Genomic DNA, 4,293 nt, shown 5'->3' with positions numbered 1-4,293 from the left:
GTCGCCAGGGATCCCTTCCCAAAGGCTCGGCACTGGCTGCCCGATCCGCCTCAGATGGCTGCGCTGGGTCTCTGGAATGGACGCGCCGCCGGAACACCGCCAGGCGAGAACGCTCCGGCAACCGACTAGGGCTGTTGGCCATGGGCCACCTCCCCATCCAGTTGGATGGCGGCAAGCAACTGTCGCTGTTGCTGCAACATGCGCTGTAGGGACAGTTCATCCGGGTGATCCCACCCCAGCAGATGGAGCAACCCGTGGCTGGCCAACCAGGCCAACTCTTGCGAGAGACGATGCCCCTGCGCTTTGGCCTGTGCGCGGGCGGTGGGCACCGAAATCACAATATCCCCCAGCAGGCGTACCCCCGTTACGTCTTGGATCCCAAAGGGGGCAAGCATCTCCTGTGCGGCAAAGGCCAGCACGTCGGTAGGCTCGTCGAGGTGGCGAAACTCGCGGTTGAGCTGGCGGATGTGTTCATCGGAAGTGAGGCAAAGGCTGAGCTCGCATGGCTCCTGTACTCCCAGCTCTTTCAGCCAGATCTCGAACCAATGACGCCAAGTGGCTTCTTCAACCGGGCTGGGGATGTTGAATTGCAGATAGAGATCTAGAGATCCATCCATGCGGGCCTCACTCACACCACGCCCCCTATTCTACTAGTTTGCCCGGATTGGGCCAGGTTTTGTTTCTCTGCTCCGCAAGCTGCTGCAGCACCTGCCGCAGTCGATTCTCCAACAGATGGCAGCCTGAGTCCAAATCCTCTGTCGGGAACAGATCCCCGGCAATGCCCACTGCCCAGGCCCCTGCTTGCAGGTATTCCGCTGCCTTGGCCAAGGTGACTCCCCCGGTGGGGATCAACGGCAGGGATCCCAGCACCGATTGTAGATGGCGCAGGTAGCGGGATCCCCCCATGCTCTCCACCGGAAACACCTTTACTGCCGTTGCCCCCGCCTGCCACGCCCTCCAGATCTCGCTGGGGGTGAGGGCACCGGGCACGATGGGCAGCCCTACTTCCCGACCCCAGCGGATAACTTGCTCATCGGTGAAGGGGCAAACGCAAAACTGGGCTCCTGCCTGCCAAGCCTGCTCCGCCACCTGCCGATCGAGAACAGTGCCCACCCCTATCCAACACTGCGGGTGGTCTTGTCGCAGTTGGGCAATCAGCTCCAGATATTGGGGAACTTGCGTGGTGATTTCAATGTGGCGGATCCCGGCTCGGATGGCCAGCATGGCTCCCTCGAGAGCTTGGGCTGGGCTGGCCCAGAGGCGGATCACGGCAATCAGCGGCTGCTGCCACAGATGGAGTAACCAGGGGTGCTGTGACCCTTTTCTGAAACTGCACTCAGCATCCTCGAATGCCATCTGTAGGAAAATACCCGCTCAGTGTTTTGCAGTTGCTTGGGTTTAGCTTAAGTTTAATTGCAATCCAAAAACGAAAAAGTCAGCCTGCCAATGAAATAATGACAAACCATAAAGCCTAAACGTCTTTTCTTTCAAGGGAAAGCCTAGCAGATGACTCAGGAACAAGCAAAGCCGGTGTTTTATAGGGGCAACTGTTTGCGCGTTCGTGGCCTTTGCCGGAGTGTTTGCTTTTCCCAGCTTTTCACGGCGTTGCTGGTTCCTGCTCTGGCCTTGTTGTCTCCCTAACCGGTGCTGAACTCAGCAGAGAAGAGGAGGAAGATTCCTCAAACCAAAGGTGCCGCAAGGTATCCCGTCTGTATGAGGCAACTTTTTGGTTGGCCTTCTAAGCGTGAGGTTTGCCAGCAGGTGAGCGGCCAGTTTATCGTCATTTCCTAGTTTTTCTAGTCCGTTGAGGTTGCTGCCGCTTGAGTTGCATGCCGTCAGGCCTGTGGGATCCGGAGGTGGAGTCGCTACTGTCTGGCTCTTCTGTTGCTGTTCGGAGTAGCCCTAAATAGCCAGCTCAGGCCCGATTCAGATCCGTGGGGATCTTTGTATCCTTAGGGTCGATGGGTCGGTTGCAGAGGGTGTGAGGAGTGACGAGTCTGAGTCGTGGGGCACACAGGCTAAAAGGGTGGATAGCGCTCGGATTGCTCACCCTCTTGCTGTTGGGGGGACTGGGGGGGGTTGCTCCGTCTCAGGCGCAGAATGTCAACCAATTGCAACAGCGGCAGCAGCAGATCCAGCACCAAATCCAGAGCACTCAGCGCCGCTTGGGAGAACTGCGCCAGGCAGAAGAAGAAGCCCGCCGCCGCATGGGATCCCTGCAGCAAAACATTCGACAGACCGAATCCAGCCTTCGCGACAATCAGTATCGTCTGGAACAAGCTCAGAAAGCGCTGGAGCAAGCTCAAAAGGAGCTACAGGAGCTGGAAGACCGCCTGAGACGGCAGCAACAGGGCACGGCTGCCCGTTTGCGCTACATGCAGCGACAGGGGGCCGAACATTGGTGGGCTTTGCTGCTCACCAGCCGTGACTTGAACGAGTTTTTCGACCGCCGCCACCAACTGCAACTGTTGATCGAGGCGGATCGGCAGTTGATCCAAGAGCTGCAAGCAATGGCCAAGGAGGTGGATCAACAGCGCATTGCTCTGGAGATGCAGCGCAACGAGATCTCTTTGATTTTGCAGGAGCTGGCCGCCCAGAAGAACCAACTGCAGCAGCAGGCGGTCGCCCAAGAGCAGCTGTTGAGCCGCTTGGCCAACGAACGCGCGGCCTATGAAGCAGCCCAACGGCGGCTGGAAGCCGATTCCCAACAGTTGACTCTCCTCATCCAGCAACTGATCGCCCAGCAGGCCCAACAGCAGGGGGGCAGGGATCCCGTTCAAGGGACGGGCCGATTCATCGCTCCGGTGCGCGGGCCGATCACCAGTGGCTTTGGCTGGCGGGTTCACCCCATCTACCGCAGTCGCCGCTTTCATGCGGGGATCGATTTTGGTGTGCCCACCGGCACCGCAGTCAGAGCTTCAGACCGGGGCACCGTCATCTACGCCGGTTGGTACGGCGGCTACGGCTATACGGTGATTGTGAATCACGGCGGCGGCATCACCACCCTGTACGCCCACAACAGCCGCGTTGCCGTTGGGGTAGGCCAGCAGGTACAGCGGGGGCAAGTTGTTGCTGCTTCCGGCTCCACCGGCCTCTCCACCGGGCCCCATGTTCACTTTGAAGTGCGCGTCAACGGCCAACCGGTGGATCCCCGCCGCTACCTGTGAAGCAAAGCCTCCGTCGGCAACAGCTTCAGGGATCCCGCCTGCAATGTCCACCGCACATCGGCAATGGAGGACAGCTCCTCCGGGTCGTGGGAAACCACCAACACCGTCCAGGTGGACTTTAGCCGAGCCAACAGCTCGATCAACTGCCGTCGCACCGACCAATCCAATCCTGCCGTCGGCTCATCCAGCAACAGCAAAAACGGGCCACGGATCAACTGGACGGCCAGGGCCAAGCGCCGCTGTTGCCCGCCGCTGAGGCGGTTTGGGGAGGTATGTAGAGGGATCCCTTCCAATCCCACCTGTCTGAGGGCGTTTTCGATCTCTTTTCTCTGTAGCTCTGGATAACCAAAGCGCATTTCCTCCAGCACCGTCAAGCCGCAAAAGTGGCGCTCTGGAAACTGAAACACCAACCCCGCCATGCTGCGCAAGCGGTTGGGGGAAAGTTCTGCCCCTCCCCAGGTAATCCGTCCTTGGGTGGGCCGCGCCAAGCCAGCCAAAATCTCCAGCAGGGTGCTCTTGCCCGCCCCACTTTTGCCCACGATCAGCCCCAACTGGTTCAGGCCCAACTCAAAGGAAAGATCGTTGAGAATGGGCTGGGAAACGCCTGCCGGATGGTAGGAAAGATGCTGAACTTGCAACATGGGGGGCAAAAGAGGGGGATGCTGTCGTTATTTTGGCACCGGAAGATCCCCGCGCGACAGCTATGGCCCTTCTTCAGCAAGTAGGTTGAAGCTTTGGAAACCCCTCCATCTGGGGGTAGATTGGGCTAGTCTAAAGGTAGTGTAAATTATCGCCCGGGTCATCCCAATGGCGCAGCCCTCTTCTACAGATTCTCCGTCGGTTGGCGTTCGCGCAAGCGTTGCGGAGCAACAGGGATCCTCCCCCAGCTATACCCGCCTGGCCATGCGCAACATGGTGCGCAAAGGTAAGACCTCCCTGCTGCACTTCACCCTGACGGCGGTGGGGTTGGTGGCCCTGCTGGTGGGGCTGGCCTACCTGTTTCACTAAGTTCTGTTAAGTTCCGTGGGCGGGTTCTGGCCATACTCTCCTGCGGCTGTTCCTCGGCCGGGAAAGATACACGCTGAGGGGTCTTTCTTGTTACACTCCATGTCCCTTTTTAAGCTTT

5 protein-coding genes are annotated in these 4,293 nt (G+C 59.0%); 2 read left to right on the top strand and 3 right to left on the bottom strand.

What is annotated here, in order from left to right; all coding sequences use genetic code 11:
- Window positions 1-125: 125 nt before the first annotated feature.
- On the bottom strand, window positions 126-617 hold the full coding sequence (gene ybeY / locus NW856_RS00725; RefSeq protein WP_414398596.1) for an rRNA maturation RNase YbeY: 492 nt from the start codon (window positions 615-617) through the stop codon (window positions 126-128).
- A 25-nt stretch (window positions 618-642) separates the two neighbouring features.
- Window positions 643-1,356: a bifunctional 4-hydroxy-2-oxoglutarate aldolase/2-dehydro-3-deoxy-phosphogluconate aldolase gene (gene eda, locus NW856_RS00720; RefSeq protein ID WP_414389148.1), complete on the bottom strand. Its 714-nt coding sequence runs from the start codon at window positions 1,354-1,356 to the stop codon at window positions 643-645.
- 686 nt (window positions 1,357-2,042) lie between these two features.
- Here eda and NW856_RS00715 point away from each other — a divergent pair.
- Entirely contained in the window at window positions 2,043-3,167 is a 1,125-nt protein-coding gene (locus NW856_RS00715) for a murein hydrolase activator EnvC family protein (RefSeq protein WP_414398595.1), read from the top strand.
- Here the strand turns inward: NW856_RS00715 and NW856_RS00710 are convergent.
- Window positions 3,158-3,808, bottom strand: a complete 651-nt coding sequence (locus tag NW856_RS00710; RefSeq protein ID WP_011433492.1) for an ABC transporter ATP-binding protein — start codon at window positions 3,806-3,808, stop codon at window positions 3,158-3,160. The two genes, NW856_RS00715 and NW856_RS00710, sit on opposite strands and share 10 nt — an antisense overlap.
- Window positions 3,809-3,974: 166 nt before the next feature.
- On the opposite strand from NW856_RS00710, the gene NW856_RS00705 reads away from it, so the two are divergent.
- Window positions 3,975-4,175 carry a DUF3285 domain-containing protein gene (locus NW856_RS00705; RefSeq protein WP_011433491.1) on the top strand — a complete coding sequence of 67 codons (201 nt, stop codon included), beginning with the start codon at window positions 3,975-3,977 and terminating at the stop codon, window positions 4,173-4,175.
- The last annotated feature ends 118 nt before the right edge of the window (window positions 4,176-4,293 follow it).

It is taken from the genome of Synechococcus sp. R3-13 (genome assembly GCF_047462195.1).
GTDB lineage: Bacteria > Cyanobacteriota > Cyanobacteriia > Thermostichales > Thermostichaceae > Thermostichus.
This window is presented reverse-complemented; position numbering and strand designations above follow the sequence as displayed.

Bases quoted from the DNA above. Each gene is read 5' to 3' on its own strand.
- ybeY (WP_414398596.1), bottom strand. From the start codon at position 617: ATGGATGGATCTCTAGATCTCTATCTGCAATTCAACATCCCCAGCCCG.
- eda (WP_414389148.1), bottom strand. From the start codon at position 1,356: ATGGCATTCGAGGATGCTGAGTGCAGTTTCAGAAAAGGGTCACAGCAC.
- NW856_RS00710 (WP_011433492.1), bottom strand. From the start codon at position 3,808: ATGTTGCAAGTTCAGCATCTTTCCTACCATCCGGCAGGCGTTTCCCAG.
- NW856_RS00705 (WP_011433491.1), top strand. From the start codon at position 3,975: ATGGCGCAGCCCTCTTCTACAGATTCTCCGTCGGTTGGCGTTCGCGCA.